We start from the raw sequence: 17885 nt of genomic DNA on the forward strand, positions 1-17885 counted from the left end.
TGGATATTATCAAAAATGCTTGGTGGGAAAGAAAGGTAGATGTTAAATGAAAAATTTGGTATCAATGAAAGAATTATCGACAGATCAAATACTTTCCATATTAAATCAAACAAAAGCGTTTCATGATGGTACTTCCTCAACCTTGAGGAATAATTACATGGTTTCAAACCTATTTTTTGAGCCTAGTACCAGAACGAAGATGAGTTTTGAAATGGCAGAAAGAAAGCTAAATTTAGAGGTCCTTCCATTTGATGCTGGATTCTCAAGCACCCTTAAAGGGGAAACACTTTATGACACAGTAAAAGTTTTAGAATCTATCGGTCTAGATGTATTAGTAATCAGGCATGAACAAAATAATTATTTTGAGGAACTCGTTGGAAAAGTAAAACCTGTAATTATTAACGGGGGAGACGGTACAGGAAATCATCCGACGCAAAGCCTTTTGGACATTTATACTATTTGGCAAGAGTTTGGGACCTTGCAAAATAAAGTAATAACAATTGTTGGGGATATTAGCCATAGTCGTGTTGCCAGATCAAATGCAGATGCACTTACAAGACTAGGCGCACAAGTCCGATTTGTATGTCCACCAGAATGGCAAGGAGAATTCGAAGCATTTAATAATTTCGACGAGGTAATAGAAGATAGTGATGTTCTCATGATGCTTCGTGTTCAACACGAAAGACATGATGGGAAGACAATATTTTCTAAAGAGCAATATCACCAAGCGTATGGTCTCACACTAGAACGAGAGAAAAAAATGAACAAAAGTGCAATTATCATGCATCCAGCACCATTTAACAGAGATGTGGAAATAGCCACTGAATTAGTTGAATGTAATCGTTCAAGAATCTTTAAACAAATAGAAAATGGTGTTTTTGTTCGCATGGCTGTCATTGAAATGATTTTGAAAGGGAGAGAATAACATGACAAAAATTATTCAAAACGTTCAAATAGTTAACAATGAAGGGGAATTTGAAACGACTGCTGTTTTAGTTGAAGATGGTAAGATTGCTGCAATCGGAGCCAATGTCACATCAACTGTAGCGCAACAAATAGATGGTAAAGGTCTCTTGCTCTCTCCAGGATTTATTGATGTTCATGTACATTTACGTGAGCCAGGTGGAGAGCAGAAGGAAACGATAGAAACAGGAACGAATGCTGCCGCTAAAGGGGGCTATACAACTATTTGTGCTATGCCAAATACAAGACCAGTGCCTGATACAGCCGAAAACTTCTCACATGTTTTAGATTTAGTAGAGAAAAACGCACTTGTACGTGTCTTGCCATATGGTTCTATTACTATTCGACAAGCAGGTAAAGAAAGAACAGATATTAAATCGTTGAAAAATCTTGGAGCCTTTGCTTTAACAGATGATGGTGTTGGTGTTCAAGCTGCAGGTACAATGCTGGAAGCAATGGAAGAAGCTGCGAAATTTAATATTCCAATTGTTGCGCATTGTGAAGATAACTCGTTAATCTACGGTGGAGTTATGCATAAAGGAAAACGAAGTGAAGAGCTTGGATTGAAGGGGATCCCATCAGTTTCAGAATCCGTACATATTGCGCGTGATATTTTACTCGCAGAAGCAGCAGGGGCTCATTATCATGTATGTCATGTAAGTACAAAAGAATCTGTACGAGTAATACGAGACGCTAAAAAAGCAGGTATTCACGTAACAGCGGAAGTAAGTCCTCATCATTTAATACTTTGTGAGGATGATATTCCATCTGATGAAGCAATTTGGAAAATGAACCCACCACTTAGAGCTAAAGAAGATATGATAGCACTAAGAGCGGGGTTAGTAGATGGAACTTTAGATTTTATTGCCACTGATCATGCTCCTCATACAGAAGAAGAAAAATCAAATGGATTTGAAAAAGCGCCGTTCGGAATTGTCGGTTTAGAGACAGCATTCCCATTATTATATACTCACTTCGTAAAACCTGGTGAGTGGACATTACAGCAACTATTGGATTACCTAACTATTAAACCAGCCAAAGTATTCGGATTTGAGTTTGGGAAGCTAGAAGTAGGATCACCAGCGGATTTGGTTTTAATAGACTTAAAAAAAGAACAAAAAATAGATAAAGAAACATTTATATCTAAAGGAAAAAATACACCGTTTAACGGAATTGTTTGTAATGGTTGGCCACAACTGACAATGTATAACGGAGAAATCGTATGGCAGGAGGAACAAATATGAAAACAAGATATTTAATATTAGAAGACGGTACGGTGTTTAAGGGAAATGCATTTGGTAGTGATGCAGGGACAATTGGTGAAGTGATTTTTACAACTGCCATGACAGGCTATCAAGAATCTATATCAGATCCTTCTAACTGTGGACAAATATTGACGTTTACGTATCCAATGGTTGGTAACTACGGTGTAAATCCTGATGATTTTGAAGCTATTAAAATAGGTCTTTCCGGAGTGGTTATAAGAGAGCTTGCGGAACAACCATCAAATTTCAGAAGTACAGGTACTTTGAGTGAATTTTTAAAAAGGAAAAACGTTCCAGGAATTGAAGGAATCGATACGAGAAAACTTACTCGTATTATTCGTAAGCATGGTTCTCTAAAAGGCAGACTTACAAATGCTGGTGAAGAAGTGAATGTGGATCAAGTTGTAAAAGAACTTCTCGCTACGGAAATTCCAAAAAATGTAGTGCAACAAGTTTCTATAACTCGTCCATATCCAAGTCCCGGACGAGGAAAGAGAGTCGTACTTGTGGACTTTGGTATGAAACACGGCATATTAAGAGAGCTAAATAAAAGAGATTGCGATATTATTGTTGTCCCTTATAATACATCTGCAACTGAAATTCTAGGTATGTACCCTGATGGTGTCATGCTATCTAACGGACCTGGAGATCCAACTGATATTCCAGAAGCAATTGAAATGGTCAAAGGAATTATTGGGAAAGTGCCGATTTTCGGAGTATGCCTTGGACATCAACTTATTTCACTTGCAAGTGGCGCTACATCCTTCAAGTTAAAATTTGGACATCGCGGAGGAAATCACCCAGTAAAAGATCTCAGAACTGGAAGAACAGAGTTAACTTCTCAAAACCACGGTTATGCAATTGATGCAGATTCCATCGCACAAACAGATTTAGAAATAACACATATAGCGTTAAATGATGGCACGGTTGAAGGAGTAAGACATACTAAATTCCCGGTATTCTGTGTTCAGTTCCACCCAGAAGGATCATCGGGACCAGAAGATTCAAAACATCTATTTGATGAGTTTATCGAACTAATGAATGCTGAAAGCAAAAAGGAGAGTTCACATGCCTAAACGTAAAGATATAAAAACAATACTAGTAATAGGTTCTGGTCCAATTGTAATCGGCCAAGCAGCGGAATTCGATTATGCGGGTACACAAGCATGTATCTCACTAAGAGAAGAAGGTTATAGTGTTATTTTAGTGAATTCAAATCCTGCAACTATTATGACAGATACAGAAATTGCAGATAAAGTTTATATTGAACCTCTCACGTTACCATTTGTTAGTAAAATCATTCGTAAAGAACGTCCAGATGCCATCTTACCAACACTTGGAGGACAAACTGGACTAAATATGGCAATTGAACTCGATGAGTCCGGAATTTTAGATGAACTAGGAATTGAAATATTAGGTACAAAACTGGAAGCTATTCACAAAGCGGAAGACCGAGATTTATTCCGAACGCTTATGAATGAATTAAATGAACCAGTTCCCGATAGCGATATTATTCATAACCTGGAAGAAGCAAAAGCATTTGTTGAGCGAATTGGTTATCCAGTTATTGTCCGTCCGGCATTTACAATGGGTGGAACTGGCGGGGGTATTTGTTATAACGATAACGATTTAGCTGAAATAGTGACAAGTGGTTTAAAATATAGTCCGGTTACACAGTGTTTACTCGAGAAATCCATTGCTGGATATAAAGAGATAGAATACGAAGTAATGCGTGATTCTGCGGATAATGCAATTGTTGTATGTAATATGGAAAACTTCGACGCTGTTGGGATCCATACTGGGGACTCAATTGTTGTTGCTCCTACACAAACATTGTCAGACCGAGAAAACCAAATGCTTCGAAATGTATCTTTAAAAATTATTCGTGCACTTAAAATTGAGGGTGGATGTAATGTACAGTTAGCACTGGATCCACATAGCTTCAATTACTATATTATTGAAGTGAACCCACGAGTTAGCCGTTCTTCTGCATTGGCATCAAAAGCAACTGGCTATCCAATTGCAAAACTTGCCGCTAAAATTGCTGTTGGTCTTACATTGGATGAGATGATGAATCCAGTTACCCAAAAAACCTACGCTTGCTTCGAGCCAGCATTGGATTATATTGTTGCCAAAATTCCTAGATGGCCATTCGATAAATTTGAATCGGCAAAACGTAATCTAGGAACACAAATGAAAGCTACTGGAGAAGTAATGTCTTTAGGACGTACATTTGAGGAAGCAATTCTTAAATCAGTACGTTCACTTGAAACTGGGCACTTCCATATCGAAATGAAAAATAGTGAATCAATTACAGATGCGTGGATGGAAAAACGCATTCGTCGTGCGGGTGATGAAAGATTATTCTTTATAGGAGAAGCACTCCGCCGTGGAGTATCTGTAGAAACGATACATGAGTGGAGTCAGATCGATCAATTTTTCTTGAACAAGCTTCAAAATATCGTGAAGTACGAACAAGTAATCCAAGCAAATCCTTTCGATCAAGAAGTGTTATATAAAGCAAAACGTATGGGCTTTGCAGATAAAACTATTGCAAAATATTGGCATGTAACTGAATTAGAAGTTTATAAATTTAAAAAAGAAAATGGAATTGTACCAGTTTATAAAATGGTCGATACGTGTGCAGGGGAGTTTGAGTCTGAAACACCTTACTTTTATGGAACATATGAAGAGGAAAATGAATCTATTCGTACGGAAAAGGAAAGTGTGATTGTGTTAGGGTCAGGGCCGATCCGTATTGGTCAAGGGGTTGAGTTTGACTATGCAACTGTACATTCTGTATGGGCGATAAAAGAAGCGGGCTATGAGGCAATTATTATTAATAATAACCCTGAAACAGTTTCAACCGATTTCTCCATTTCAGATAAATTATATTTTGAACCACTCACATTAGAAGATGTTATGCACATCGTAGACTTAGAGCAGCCAAAAGGGGTAGTAGTTCAATTTGGAGGACAAACGGCTATCAACTTAGCTGCTGGGTTGGAAGAAAGAGGCGTGAAAATTTTAGGTACAACGCTAGAGGACATTGATCGTGCAGAAAATCGTAATAAGTTTGAAGCAGCTCTTCATGAAATAGATATTCCACAGCCACTCGGAAAAACTGCTGTGTCTGTAGAAGAAGCAACGACCATTGCCAATGAAATAGGATACCCAGTATTAGTGAGACCTTCATACGTACTTGGTGGGCGTGCCATGCAAATTGTCTACACCGAAGATGAGATTAAACATTATATGGAGAATGCGGTGGAAGCAAGTCCTGAAAAACCAGTTTTGATTGACCGCTACTTAACTGGAACAGAAATAGAAGTAGATGCAATTTGTGATGGTGAAAATGTGTTAATACCAGGAATCATGGAACATATTGAACGTGCAGGAGTCCATTCTGGTGACTCAATTGCTGTGTATCCGCCACAGAAGCTTTCGCAATACCAGATGGATACATTGGTAGATTACACAACAAGACTTGCAAAAGGATTGAAAATTGTTGGATTGATGAATATTCAATATGTTATTTCAAAAGATGAGGTTTATGTTATTGAAGTAAATCCACGTTCAAGTCGTACTGTACCATTCTTAAGTAAAATCACATCGATTCCGATGGCGAATATCGCAACAAAAGCGATTTTAGGTCAATCAATTATAGAACAAGGTTATACACCAGGACTTGCTCCAACTAGCCCAGGTGTATATGTAAAAGTACCAGTGTTCAGTTTTGCGAAACTTCGTCGTGTAGACATTACACTCGGACCTGAGATGAAATCTACTGGCGAAGTAATGGGCAAAGATATCACGCTTGAAAAAGCATTATATAAAGGTTTAGTAGCAGCGGGTATGGAGATTAAAGATCATGGCACAGTGCTAATGACTATCTCAGATAAAGATAAAGCAGAAGGCATCGAGATTGCGAAAAGATTCTATGCAATAGGATTCCGCATTATGGCTACTCAAGGTACTGCTGAAGCAATTAAAAATGTTGGGATTCCAGTAGATATCGTTGATAAAATAGGTTCAAAAGGAACTACTTTACTAGATGTAATTCAAAAAGGGGAAGCACAATTTATCATTAATACGTTAACAAAAGGAATGCAGCCAGAACGTGATGGATTCCGTATTCGTAGAGAATCCGTAGAAAATGGCATCCCTTGTTTAACTTCATTAGATACTGCAGAAGCAATGCTGCGTGTCATTGAGTCAATGACATTCTCAACTGAAACGATGAAACATCAGGAGGTAAAAGCATGATTAGACAAGAACAAATGCAAGTCGTAAAACAAAGTGCCATTGCGACGAACATTTTTGAACTCACATTGACTGGACAGTTAGTACTGGATATGAAACAACCAGGACAATTTGTCCATCTAAGAGTGTCTGATCAAATGGAACCTTTGCTAAGAAGACCAATAAGTATTTCATCTATAAATGAAAAGACTTTAGAATTTACAATGATATACCGCGCAGAAGGCAGAGGGACTACACTTCTTTCTGAAAAGAAACCAGGGGACCAAGTGGATGTACTTGGACCCCTTGGAAATGGTTTTCCGATTGATAAAGTAGAAGTGGGTCAAAAGGCTTTGCTAATAGGTGGCGGAATTGGTGTGCCACCTCTATTTGAACTATCTAAAAGGCTTGTGGAAAAAGGTGTAAAGCCTATTCATGTATTAGGATTTCAGTCGGAAGATGTTGTTTTTTATGAAAAACAATTTCAAGAACTTGGAGAAACTTATATTGTGACAGTGGACGGTAGCCATGGCTCTACTGGTTTCGTAACAAATGTGTTAGAAAAGCTAGAAGATGATTTTGCAGTTTACTATAGCTGTGGACCAACACCGATGCTAGCTGCTCTAGAAAAACTATACCCAGAAAAAGAAGGTTATTTATCTTTTGAACAACGTATGGGTTGTGGAATAGGGGCTTGTTTTGCTTGTGTTTGCGATACAACAGAAAAAATAGAGGCTGATTATGTGAAGGTTTGTTCAGATGGTCCAGTGTTCCCGTCAGGAGTTGTTCGAGTATGAATAGATTAGCTACCCTTTTACCAGGTCTTTCTTTGAAAAATCCAATCATGCCAGCTTCTGGTTGCTTTGGGTTTGGTAAAGAATATGCGAAGTTATATGATTTATCGCAATTAGGTGCCATTATGATAAAGGCCACAACTCCTGAAACAAGATTAGGTAACCCTACACCACGTGTGGCAGAAACGCCGTCAGGAATGTTAAATGCAATTGGCCTGCAAAATCCAGGCCTAAAGAAAGTATTAGAAAATGAACTGACTTGGCTCGAACAATACGAAGTGCCAATTATAGCAAATGTTGCAGGCTATACTACAGAAGATTATGTCACGGTAGCAGAGGCAATCTCTCAAGCACCAAATGTTCATGCGCTTGAGCTAAATATTTCTTGTCCAAATGTGAAGCAAGGGGGAATTACATTTGGAACAGATCCTATTATTGCCGAGGAGTTAACAAAAGCGGTGAAAGCTGTTTCCTCTGTCCCTGTATATGTGAAGCTATCTCCAAATGTAACGGATATTGGAGAAATTGCAAAAGCGGTAGAAGCAGGCGGTGCTGATGGTATTACGATGATTAATACATTATTAGGATTGCGCTTAGACACTAAAACTGGTCGTCCAGTAATTGCAAATGTAACTGGTGGTCTTTCCGGTCCAGCTATTAAGCCAGTAGCACTTCGTATGGTTTATGATGTAGCCCAAAAAGTGTCTATTCCCATTATTGGAATGGGTGGTATTACTAACATTGATGATGTCGTGGATTTCTTATCGGCAGGAGCAAGTGCGGTTGCGATAGGGACAGCAAACTTTGTTGATCCATTCATTTGTCCTAATTTAATCGAACAGCTTCCAGCAAAATTAGATGAACTAGGATTTAACACCGTAACAGATTTAGTTGGAAGGAGCCATCGACTATGAAAAACAGTCCAATTATTGCATTAGACTTTGCTTCTGCAGGAGATGCATACCAATTTCTCACTCCATTTGAGCAGTCATTATTTGTAAAAGTAGGGATGGAATTATATTTACAAGAAGGGCCTTCTATTGTGTATAAACTAAAAGAGATGGGTCATGATGTTTTTCTTGATTTGAAGCTACATGATATTCCAAATACAGTTGGGCATGCGATGAAAGGTCTCGCTCGTTTAGGAGCAGATTTGGTGAATGTGCATGCGGCAGGTGGAGTAGCAATGATGATTGCAGCGCGTGAAGGATTAGATGCTGGCACTGCTGCTGGCAGTAAAAGACCTTCTATTATTGCTGTAACGCAACTAACTTCCACTTCTGAATTGCAAATGAAGCAAGAACAGCTGGTACAAACAACGATAGACGCATCAGTTGTTCATTATGCAGAGCTAGCTAAAACAGCAGCGCTAGATGGAGTCGTAAGCTCCGTTTTAGAAGCCAAGAAAATTGCATCTGTATGTGGTGAAGAATTTTTACGTGTCACTCCTGGTATTCGTTTAGCAGAAGGAGAAGCGCATGATCAGGTACGTGTTGCAACTCCAGTGAATGCTCGACTCCTTGGTTCTTCTCATATTGTGGTAGGTCGTGCAATAACAAAAGCGAATGACCCAGTACAAGCATATGAAACTATTTTAAAAATGTGGGAGGAAAATGCATGAGCTTAGAAAACAAAATTGCCAAGGCACTTCTAGAAGTTGGTGCAGTTGCATTAAAACCGAACGATCCATTCACATGGGCTTCTGGTATTAAATCTCCAATATACTGTGATAACCGTATTACGATGTCATCACCTGCTATTCGAAAAGAAATTGCTCAGGGATTAGCAGAAGCCATCGACAAAAACTTCCCAGGAACTGAAGCAGTAGCTGGTACGGCAACTGCGGGGATTCCCCATGCTGCTTGGGTGAGTGATGTACTGGAACTTCCGATGATGTATGTCCGTTCAAAAGCAAAGGAACATGGTCGTGGCAATCAAATTGAAGGTAAAGTAGTCGCAGGACAAAAAGTAGTAGTCATTGAAGATCTAATCTCGACAGGTGGAAGCAGTCTAGTGGCAGTAGAAGCCCTTCAAAAAGAGGGTCTAGAAGTACTAGGTGTTGTTAGTATTTTTACTTATGGACTACTAAAAGCAGATCAAGCATTTAAAGAAGCAGGGATTTCGTTCGTCAGTTTAACAAATTATGATGCTTTAACAACTGCTGCAAAAGAAGCAAGAATGATTAAGGAAGAAGATATTCCTATGCTTGCTAAATGGCATAGTGATTTAAAAAGTGGACTACTACAATAGACTAAGTTGTAAACGATCTCTCTACAAAAGAGGGATCGTTTTCTTATAGACAATTTTAACTTGAAACTAATTCTATTCTTACTCGTATATTTAGAAGGCTTTTTGTTAAGAGGAATTATGGGGAATTCAAAAGTTATTCATGAGTATACTGAAAAAAGGATAGAGCTATTTTGGTGGATTTTTTATCTGGTTGTTTTAACAGTAGGCTTTATTATTGGCTAAACATTAATAGTTTTTCCGATATATTTGCTTATTCAATTCGGGTCACCTTGTCTTATTTTTCCTCTTATACTTTGCTTGAATGAAACGAAATGAATAGTTATGCACTTATTTTTGTTATATGATGAGTTAATGATATGGAGAGAGCGAGTGTAATCGATGAAAATTTTAACAGTGATGGACCTTGTGAATAGATTTTCTCTAGAAGTTTTATCTGGTCACAATCAATTCCAGCGGGTAGTAAAGAAAACAAAAGTTCGACGTCCAGGCTTGGAGTTTATGGACAAGTTCGATTTTATAGCAACGGAACATATTCAAATCCTAGGGAAAAATGAAATAAATTATTTACACACACTCCAGATTGAAGAGTGTAAGTTACGTATAGGTAACATTATTCAATACGATCCACCTTGTATAATAATTACCTCCAACCAGGCCGAGCCTCCCGGTCTAATACAATATTGTGTAGAAAATGATATCCCACTATTGCGCACTCCTGATTCTACAAGCGCAGTAAGTGCAAAACTAGATGCATTTGTTGTAAAAGCGATGGCTCCAGAGATTTCAATTCATGGTGTTTGTGTGAATGTATCTGGTATGGGCATTTTGTTGCGGGGGAAATCTGGTGTCGGTAAAAGTGAAACAGCACATACACTAATAGGGCGTGGCCATAGGCTAGTAGCAGATGATATCGTTGTGTTAAAAAAGCTAAGTCCACAGACTCTTTTAGGTTCCCATAATGAGAAAAACAAAGAATTTTTGGCGCTACGAAGTATTGGTTTGTTGAATGTAGTCCGCCTATATGGCCGCACTGCATTTCAAGAGGAAACTCGAATCGCATTAGATATTGAGTTAACTAAATGGGAAAGCAATACATTAAATAATGAATTAGAATTAGAAACAAAATTTATAGATTATATGGGTGTTCAAATACCGCATATGCAAATCCAATTACAACCTGGCCGTGATGTTGCGGGACTTATTGAGGCGGCGGCAAATAATTGGTATTTAAAACAGCAAGGGTATAGTGCTGCAGAAGAGTTTGTAAAGCGATTAGAGGAAGATTTTGAAGAGGAAGGTTAATTTTAATTGTTGGTTACAACATATTAGCAATAGGACTGTAATACTTGGTGGGATAACTAAAAACGTGCTATGTAGTCACTCGAAGTTTTCGACTGGTACTAAGCACGTTTTCAGTTTGAAGAAAGTATAGTCAAATATTGCTTATTGTAGAATGTTTGGTGTAGTTGAATTCTTATGACTTGATTTCGATACTTCTACTATGATGGATGAGTCTATATTCGAATTGTTAGATTTTCCGTTTGTATCAGTGTTTGCTTTTGCGGGAGCAGCTTGCTTATCATTAGTACTAGAAGCTGATTTTGAGTTGTTTCCACTTGATGTAGCATTTTTCTTACTAGTTCCCTCACTAGTTCCGGAAGCTTGTTTTTGCTCATTTTTAGTACCTGATGATTGTTGTGAACTTGCCATATTCGTTACTTCTTTGACTGCTTGACTTAACTGAGGGGCAATAGTTTGAGCGAGGTTACCGATTGATGATGAATTGCTCCCCGTATTACTTTGGTCAGCCGAATTGCTAGTCTGATTTCCTCCTGCGTTCTGTGAGCCAGAAGTATTTTGAAACGAATTAGCATTTGTTAGTTTTTGTGCAAGACTTCCAACCATTTGCATGATCCCACCATGCTGGTTGTCAGTATTCCCACCTGATGCATATTGTCCTGTTTGAGTTCCATTAGCCATCTGGTTACTGGAATTGGCTTGTGCACCTGATTTAGCATTTTCATTTGCTAAATTATCCATCACCGTACCAATCGCTTTCGTCGGACAAAACTTTGTTGCTCCTTCAGCAGCTTTCATAGAACCAAAAAGGACGAGCATCTTCCCGCTTCTGCTTTTAGGTTCATGTAAAAGTCGTACAGTTCCATAAGTGGTCATTATTGAACCTAACATGAACCGAAAAAAAGCAGTTCCTGGACTAAGGTTTTGTTGGTTAAATGCCATTTGTCATGACCTCCTCTTTTCATTTTTTATTTCTCGGGAAATACTTTAATGTCAAAAAACAGATAATTAATTTAATCTTATCTGTTTCAGCATTATAATCCCCCCATCTACAGGTTTTATGCTATTGAATTGTTTTCCTTATCGATAGATGGAATTATCTTTTCATCATTTGATCTTGCGCCATTCTAACCATTTCTTTCACCATACTCCCACCAATTGGTCCACCAATTTTGCCTGCTTGTGCTGAAGTAAGTTTACCGTTATATCCATTTTTTAAAGGAATACTTAACTCTTCTGCAACTTCGTATTTTACATCGTCCGGATTATTGTTATTTAGCTTATAACCTTGCTCCTTCATAACTCGCAACTTTAATTTATCTAACTCCTCACGTGCAGAAGGTACTAGTATTTTATTTTTTTTCGCCATTTTGTTTCACTCCTTTTTGGTAGTCTTTCCGCAAAAGGAAAGCTTATTCTTTTAAAGATAATGCCCGATGCATAAAGAATTATATATAAATAACTAGGAATTCACTTTACCCTAATATTTTAAATGATTTTAATTAATATAATTAATTTCATTAATATTGAAAAAGATACTATAATATCATTTGGCGGTAAAAATTATCGCCATTTAAATAGGATTCCTATACAATATGAGGAATATTATTCGTATGGGGGAATTGACTATGGAACTTCGCAATCTAAAGACTTTTTTAGTTGTAGCTGAATGTGGAGGATTTACTCGAGCTGGTGAGCAGTTGGGATACACACAGTCGACAGTTACAAATCATGTAAGGGCATTGGAGGAAGCTGTTGGAAATCGCCTTTTTGACCGGCTAGGAAAAACAGTTGTTCTAACAGATGCAGGGAACCATTTAGCATTGTATGCAAAGGAAATATTACATCTTTATCAGGAAGCGGTCGATTCTTCCCGATTAAATACAGAGCCTTCCGGTACAGTATTGATCGGAGCAAATGAATCTTTAATGGTATATAGACTGCCAACTATTTTATATGAATTCAAAAGGCTGTATCCAAAAGTCCAACTTATATTACAACCTTCCGAAAGTCAGGAGCTTAATAATGAGTTAAAATCTGGGAAATTTGACTTGGCTTTATTTACAAATCCTGAAAAATTAGGACCTGACATTGTTACGAGTGATTTAGTAAGGGAGACGTTGGTAATGATTGCACCTGCAGGACATCGATTATGTGGTAAAGCGATGATAACTCCAAACGACTTGGAAGATGAAGTATTACTTTTAACAGAGACCGGAAGCTATCGCGATTTGCTAGAAAGATGGATTAAAGAGGAGGGTGTTGGTTGTTCACGAATAGCTTTTTGGAATATCGAAGCTATTAAACAATCAGTGAAGTGTGGATTAGGTCTTTCCTATCTTCCTTTGATGACGGTGAGAGAAGAACTAGAACGAGGCAGCTTAGTTGCTTTACCTTGGGTGCACAGTGATGAGTTTGTGACAACTCAACTAGCGTATCACAAAGATAAATGGCTTACCCCAGCAATGAATAAATTAATAGAAATAATCGAGAAGCACGCAAAGAAATGGGAGTCGGAAGACCGACAGTAAACTACATAGAGTGAAACCTCCATCCATGGAGGATTACAGCCTGTAACAAGGGATAGAGTAGAATTTTTGCCTGGTTATTCGTAGGAGGATATACATAATATGGCACAACAACGTATGAAAGAAATATTGTTAATCATTATTGGATCATTGTTATTCGCAGTTGGGATTAACTATTTTGCAATTCCGTACAGATTATCCGAAGGCGGGGTAATTGGGGTAACGGTAATTACCTATTATCTATTTGAATGGTCACCAGGGGTTGTCAACCTGATGATTAATGCGGTACTTTTGGCTATTGGTTATAAATTTTTTGACAGGAAGACAATGATATATACAGTAATTGGAATTGTTTTTTCTTCTTTGTTTCTGTTTCTAACAGAAGATGTAGGTCATCAATTGAATGGCGATACATTGCTAGCTGCTCTTTTCTCTGGTGTGTTTGTAGGTCTTGGTCTGGGTTTAATGTTCAGAGCAGGTGGAACTTCCGGAGGATCAGCCATTTTAGCTCGTTTAGCCAATCAGTATTTAGGATGGAGTCTAGGAAAAGGTGTTTTAGTTATTGATATTATTGTTATTGCGGGATCTGTATTTATCATTGGACAGGAAAAAGCAATGTACACGCTTGTTGCCGTATTTTTAGGTTCAAAAGTGATTGACTATGTAATTGAAGGATTAAATAGTCGAACTGCAGTGACAATTATCTCTGAACATTCGGAGGAGATTCGCCAATTTATAGTGTCCAATATGTCGCGTGGTGTAACAATTCTAGAAGGTCGAGGCGGGTACAGTCAAAACCAAAAAGAAGTTCTCTATATTGTTATAAACCAACCTGAACTAGTACAGCTGAAGCAAACTGTCAGTAGCGTAGATAAAAATGCGTTCGTTGTTGTTCACGAAGTCCGTGATGTATTAGGTAGTAGTTTTAGTGTCAATTAAAATAAAAGAAGATTTGGGTTAATAATTTTAAAGGCCACTTGATGTTAACACATCAAGTGGCCTTTCCCATTGGTATTGATATTTCCCATATAACGTTTGGAATGAACAAGGAAAGACTAAATTATTTATGTCTTGGTTAAGCTTGTATTGAGTCTCTTATGGTTCTTAGAAAGGTTGAATAGAAGTCTTACTCTTAGGAAGTGTATTATCCGCTTATATTATGAATATGGTATGTAGAGACTATTTTGGCTTTGGTAAACAAAAATATTTTCCTTATTTTCGGAAAGAGGTGTTCAAGATGAGTTTTAAGATTGCAATCTTAGTTTGTTTAACTCTAATGGGTCTCATTGCTATAATAACTTACTATTTAGGGAAAAAGGTATCAACGAACTTATTCAAATATATCCCTGTTTTTGCTTTTGGTTTTGGTTCAATCTTTTTTTACACTAGGCTAAAATTTATATCGTACCCAAATTCCTTCGAGAGCATTTTCGATAAAGTAGCTATTTTTTTACTTTTAGTCGTGTTCACTATCGCTTTGTTAGAAGCAGTCATCATTGAGATTGTAGCTAATACAGAATTATTTCGAAAAGGTTTTCTAGTTATGCGAAAAAGATTAAAATTATTAACTATAAAAAAAGAACAGGTCTGACAGAAGTAAAGATTTACTTCCAACAGACCTTTCTTTTAGTTTTTTTTAGAGATTGACATCTTTCTACTTCTTCATATTTCTAATCTTTTCTTCGTCCGGTGTGATAAATAAGGTGGTCTGTTCAAAATAGATGACAAATCCAGGTTTTGCCCCATTTGGTTTTTTCACTTGTTTAATTACGGTATAATCTACCGGAACTGAGGAAGATTCGCGTGCTTTACTAAAATATGCTGCAAGATTTGCCGCTTCTAATAGTGCTTGTTCTGACGGATTCTCTGAATGTATAACTACATGGGATCCAGGGATATCCTTTGTATGAAGCCATGTATCCGTTTTACGAGCTAATTTAAAAGTTACAAAATCATTCTGTTTATTGTTTTTGCCGACCGATATCTCGGTACCATCCGAGGCGATAAATCTTTCTGGTGTTGGCTTAACGGGCTTCTTCTTCTTTTTCGAAGCACGCATTTTCAGTAATCCTTGCTCCATTAACTCTTCTCGAATTTCTTCAATGTCAGTTGGAGAGGCTTGCATTACTTGTTGGAGCAGCAACTCAAAGTAAGCAATATCATCTTTGGTAATTTCAAATTGCTGTTCTATTTTTAATAATGCAGTTTTAGCTTTTGTATAACGGCTATAATACTTTTGTGCATTTTGCGTAGCAGTTTTTCGGACATCTAAAGGAATCACAATTGTTTTTTCATTTTCATCGTAATAATTTACTAGCTCTACTTCTTTTAATCCTTTTTCAATCGCATGTGCATTTGCCATGACTAGCTCACCAAATAGTTGATAAGTTTCTAAGTTCTCTGCTTGTTCAAAGTCTTTTTGGAGTTTTTTCATTTTTAACTTCAATTTGTTTAATTCGTTTTGAAGCCATTTTTCTAAATCTCCTGCTTGCTGCTTCACACGGTCGCGTTCTGCTTTTGCAAAATAGACCCGATCCAATAAATTACCTAAACTTGCTTCATCGAATTTGTCGCCTTCCAAATGAGTTAATGCATTTGGTGAATAATAGGATTTTCCATTTACTTCTACAATTTGTTTTGTAGAGCCACCATGCGTAATCTCTTGGATAAACTCCTTATAAATCTCCACTCTATCCGTTGAACTTTGGAATCTATACATGATTTCCTTCGCATGTAATGGAGAAAAACCAGAAATTTGATCCATAATTTCTTTCGAATCATTAGCCGATTTAAGTACTGCTTCTAGTTTTTCTGAAACATCGAGTGGATTCAGCTTGTTTTGAGAAGGAGGAGCAATATAGGGCTGTCCTGGTAAAATAGTACGATAACTATTCATAGAAGGAGAGAGATGCTTTATACTTTCTAAGATTAAATTGCGAGTTGGATCTACTAAAAGCAAATTACTGTGACGTCCCATTATTTCCATATGAATTTCACGGGAAATATCATCACCGATTTCGTTTTTACTTTGTATTTGGAAAATAATAATTCGATCACTTTCATGTTGATGAATTCCAGTAATAATTCCACCTTCTAAATGCTTACGCAATACCATACAAAATAGTGGTGGTTGTGCTGGATTGTCAATTGTTTCGTGTGTAATTTGTACGCGTGAATAAGATGAATGAACTGAGAACAAAAGTTTGTAATTTTTACCTTGAGCTCTAATATGCATTAATATCTCTTGTGAATTGGGCTGGTGTATTTTAGAAATACGTCCGGACACGAGTTGTTGTAATTCTGTTGTCATAGATATAGTAAATAAACCGTCAAATGCCATAAGTACTCCTCTTTCAAATCATTATTTTTATTGTGCTGCGTGCGCCTTCGATATATCGAGCTCGAGCACCTAGTGCCTAAAGTTATTTAATAATATCGAGGTCGTAGAATGTAGGTCATTTATTCGTTGTGACACGACGTCACTAAATTAGACGACTTCTAAAGCATCGGCGCTTGCACTTATCTAATATATCTTATCATTTTCCAGTACACTTGTGTTATAATCAGTTAAGTATGTAATTGGAAGAAGTCGTTGTAGTATGACTGTATTTGAAGGAGACGTTATGCGAAGAGAAAAAGGTATATTGATCGTTTTATCAGGTCCATCAGGAGTAGGTAAAGGGACAGTTAGAAAAGAGTTGTTTTCCGAACCCGGTACAAACTATGAGTACTCTATTTCTATGACTACAAGAAGCCCTCGTGAAGGTGAAGTAGACGGAGTAGATTATTTCTTTAAACAAAAAGAAGAATTTGAACAACTGATTGAAGAAGGTAAATTGTTAGAGTATGCAGCATATGTGGGGAATTATTATGGAACTCCTATCGACTATGTGAATGCTACGTTAGATTCGGGACGCGATGTTTTCTTGGAAATTGAAGTTCAAGGAGCAGCGCTTGTTCGCGAGAAAGCTCCAGAAGCATTATTTATATTCCTTGCGCCTCCAAGCCTTTCTGAACTCCAACAAAGACTTATTGGCCGAGGAACGGAAACGGAAGATGTCATCAGTTCACGTATTCAAGCTGCACGACAAGAGCTTGAAATGATGCATTTATATGATTATGTAGTAGAAAACGATGAAGTGTCTAAAGCATGTGCGAAAATTAATGCAATTGTCGTAGCCGAACATTGTCGTCGTGAACGTGTAGAAAAAAGATATTCAGCTATGCTGGAAGGAGAAATTTAATATGTTATATCCATCTGTAGATTCTTTAAAAACGCAAATCGATTCAAAATATTCTTTAGTGACGGTCGCATCCAAGCGAGCTCGTCAGTTACAAGAAGAAGGCGGAGAACGTCTAACTTCATATGTGTCCTATAAAAAAGTAGGAAGAGCGTTAGAGGAAGTTGCAGCTGGTGAGTTAACTATATTATCATCAAATGATTCTGTAGTTTATGAAGACGAAGTTTAAATATTTTTGTTAGCAATGACCTCCCAAAGAATGTACGTTTCTTTGGGAGGTTGTTGTTTAGAGGAGAGAATTCA

At 37.4% G+C, this 17885-nt stretch carries 18 protein-coding genes; 15 read left to right on the forward strand and 3 right to left on the reverse strand.

Annotation, left to right across the window (positions count from 1 at the left end):
• The first annotated feature begins 46 nt into the window (after window positions 1-46).
• The 10 genes from MHI40_RS05795 (at window position 47) to hprK (ending at window position 10816) form a co-directional block, all read left to right on the forward strand.
• Complete coding sequence (locus tag MHI40_RS05795) at window positions 47-925, forward strand: aspartate carbamoyltransferase catalytic subunit (protein WP_340761880.1); 879 nt, start codon at window positions 47-49, stop codon at window positions 923-925.
• A 1-nt stretch (window position 926) separates the two neighbouring features.
• Window positions 927-2207, forward strand: a complete 1281-nt coding sequence (locus MHI40_RS05800) for a dihydroorotase (protein ID WP_340761881.1) — start codon at window positions 927-929, stop codon at window positions 2205-2207.
• Complete coding sequence (locus tag MHI40_RS05805; RefSeq protein WP_340761882.1) at window positions 2204-3304, forward strand: carbamoyl phosphate synthase small subunit; 1101 nt, start codon at window positions 2204-2206, stop codon at window positions 3302-3304. Before MHI40_RS05800 ends, MHI40_RS05805 begins: the two co-directional genes overlap by 4 nt.
• Complete coding sequence (gene carB, locus MHI40_RS05810; RefSeq protein WP_093535274.1) at window positions 3297-6494, forward strand: carbamoyl-phosphate synthase large subunit; 3198 nt, start codon at window positions 3297-3299, stop codon at window positions 6492-6494. Before MHI40_RS05805 ends, carB begins: the two co-directional genes overlap by 8 nt.
• Entirely contained in the window at window positions 6491-7267 is a 777-nt protein-coding gene (locus MHI40_RS05815) for a dihydroorotate dehydrogenase electron transfer subunit (RefSeq protein WP_340761883.1), read from the forward strand. The genes carB and MHI40_RS05815 overlap by 4 nt, the downstream gene beginning before the upstream one ends.
• Window positions 7264-8178 carry a dihydroorotate dehydrogenase gene (locus tag MHI40_RS05820; RefSeq protein WP_340761884.1) on the forward strand — a complete coding sequence of 305 codons (915 nt, stop codon included), beginning with the start codon at window positions 7264-7266 and terminating at the stop codon, window positions 8176-8178. The genes MHI40_RS05815 and MHI40_RS05820 overlap by 4 nt, the downstream gene beginning before the upstream one ends.
• Complete coding sequence (gene pyrF, locus MHI40_RS05825) at window positions 8175-8885, forward strand: orotidine-5'-phosphate decarboxylase (RefSeq protein ID WP_340761885.1); 711 nt, start codon at window positions 8175-8177, stop codon at window positions 8883-8885. Before MHI40_RS05820 ends, pyrF begins: the two co-directional genes overlap by 4 nt.
• Window positions 8882-9514: an orotate phosphoribosyltransferase gene (pyrE, locus tag MHI40_RS05830; RefSeq protein ID WP_093535266.1), complete on the forward strand. Its 633-nt coding sequence runs from the start codon at window positions 8882-8884 to the stop codon at window positions 9512-9514. The genes pyrF and pyrE overlap by 4 nt, the downstream gene beginning before the upstream one ends.
• 60 nt (window positions 9515-9574) lie before the next feature.
• Window positions 9575-9736 carry a hypothetical protein gene (locus MHI40_RS05835; RefSeq protein ID WP_340761886.1) on the forward strand — a complete coding sequence of 54 codons (162 nt, stop codon included), beginning with the start codon at window positions 9575-9577 and terminating at the stop codon, window positions 9734-9736.
• 156 nt (window positions 9737-9892) lie between these two features.
• The gene (gene hprK, locus MHI40_RS05840; protein ID WP_340761887.1) at window positions 9893-10816 is read left to right on the forward strand and encodes an HPr(Ser) kinase/phosphatase; all 924 of its coding nucleotides are present in this window, start codon (window positions 9893-9895) and stop codon (window positions 10814-10816) included.
• Between the two features lie 141 nt (window positions 10817-10957).
• Here hprK and MHI40_RS05845 read toward each other — a convergent pair whose 3' ends face one another.
• Together MHI40_RS05845 and MHI40_RS05850 are read right to left on the reverse strand one after the other, a co-directional pair.
• Complete coding sequence (locus MHI40_RS05845) at window positions 10958-11755, reverse strand: hypothetical protein (RefSeq protein ID WP_340761888.1); 798 nt, start codon at window positions 11753-11755, stop codon at window positions 10958-10960.
• A gap of 154 nt (window positions 11756-11909) precedes the next feature.
• Complete coding sequence (locus tag MHI40_RS05850; RefSeq protein WP_340761889.1) at window positions 11910-12182, reverse strand: alpha/beta-type small acid-soluble spore protein; 273 nt, start codon at window positions 12180-12182, stop codon at window positions 11910-11912.
• Between the two features lie 259 nt (window positions 12183-12441).
• On the opposite strand from MHI40_RS05850, the gene MHI40_RS05855 reads away from it, so the two are divergent.
• The 3 genes from MHI40_RS05855 (at window position 12442) to MHI40_RS05865 (ending at window position 14932) form a co-directional block, all read left to right on the forward strand.
• Window positions 12442-13344 (forward strand): LysR family transcriptional regulator, encoded by a 903-nt coding sequence (locus MHI40_RS05855; protein WP_340761890.1) that lies wholly within the window; start codon window positions 12442-12444, stop codon window positions 13342-13344.
• A 99-nt stretch (window positions 13345-13443) separates the two neighbouring features.
• Window positions 13444-14280, forward strand: coding sequence for a YitT family protein (locus MHI40_RS05860; RefSeq protein ID WP_340761891.1), 837 nt, complete (start codon window positions 13444-13446; stop codon window positions 14278-14280).
• 298 nt (window positions 14281-14578) lie between these two features.
• Complete coding sequence (locus MHI40_RS05865) at window positions 14579-14932, forward strand: hypothetical protein (protein WP_340761892.1); 354 nt, start codon at window positions 14579-14581, stop codon at window positions 14930-14932.
• 63 nt (window positions 14933-14995) lie between these two features.
• Here MHI40_RS05865 and MHI40_RS05870 read toward each other — a convergent pair whose 3' ends face one another.
• Window positions 14996-16681 carry an Rqc2 family fibronectin-binding protein gene (locus MHI40_RS05870; RefSeq protein ID WP_093535250.1) on the reverse strand — a complete coding sequence of 562 codons (1686 nt, stop codon included), beginning with the start codon at window positions 16679-16681 and terminating at the stop codon, window positions 14996-14998.
• A gap of 283 nt (window positions 16682-16964) precedes the next feature.
• Here MHI40_RS05870 and gmk point away from each other — a divergent pair, with 283 nt between their 5' ends.
• Both gmk and rpoZ read left to right on the forward strand, forming a co-directional pair.
• Window positions 16965-17585 carry a guanylate kinase gene (gmk, locus tag MHI40_RS05875; RefSeq protein ID WP_340764399.1) on the forward strand — a complete coding sequence of 207 codons (621 nt, stop codon included), beginning with the start codon at window positions 16965-16967 and terminating at the stop codon, window positions 17583-17585.
• A gap of 1 nt (window position 17586) precedes the next feature.
• Entirely contained in the window at window positions 17587-17811 is a 225-nt protein-coding gene (gene rpoZ / locus MHI40_RS05880) for a DNA-directed RNA polymerase subunit omega (protein ID WP_093535248.1), read from the forward strand.
• Window positions 17812-17885: the final 74 nt, after the last annotated feature.

The organism is Psychrobacillus sp. FSL H8-0510 (assembly GCF_038008345.1).
In the GTDB taxonomy this organism is placed as follows: domain Bacteria; phylum Bacillota; class Bacilli; order Bacillales_A; family Planococcaceae; genus Psychrobacillus; species Psychrobacillus psychrotolerans.